This is a genomic window from Elusimicrobium sp. An273, from assembly GCF_002159705.1.
Taxonomy (GTDB): Bacteria; Elusimicrobiota; Elusimicrobia; order Elusimicrobiales; family Elusimicrobiaceae; genus Avelusimicrobium; species Avelusimicrobium gallicola.
Window position 1 is genome coordinate 1 of sequence record NZ_NFJD01000014.1, and the last position, 540, is coordinate 540.

The 540-nt window shown below is 54.4% G+C and carries 1 protein-coding gene; it reads left to right on the forward strand.

The window, feature by feature from the left end:
* Positions 1–540: hypothetical protein (locus B5F75_RS07430; protein WP_158093816.1), on the forward strand; the 540-nt coding region annotated here is incomplete at both ends.

Here is a 540-nt window from a genome sequence, read left to right on the forward strand (position 1 = left end):
GGAATGCGAACCCGTACACGCGGGATACGGTAACGGTAGAAGAGAACCCGAATTATGTAGCGGGGTCTGCGGTAGCGGGAGAAGAGCAGTATGTGGTAACGCTCAAACGCGAGCAGATTAATATCGAGACTGACACCACCGCCACTTGGCCCCCGCGCCTGTGCGACCGGACAACCGACGCAGCTATTTTTACGGCTGTAGGCGGCGGTACATGCAATGCGGGTAGCACCTGTTATGTGGATCCTGCCAAAGTGACACAAACGAATGCTTGTATTTATGTAAACGACACATCGTTTACCAATTATCCGACGACCCCCGCACAAGCGGCATCCGAAGTGGTGGACGTTCGGTTGCAGCCGATTAAAACATTTGACCGATCTGCTACGAAAGTAGGAGAAGGGATGGTGATAACGGAAGAATGGGACGCGCTGTACTTCTACAATCCGACGCCATCTTCGGAACGGCACACGCAGGAAGAGATTGCGCAGTGCACCGGAGCGACGGACGTGAAGCAATGTCCGTACGAGATGGTGCCGGACG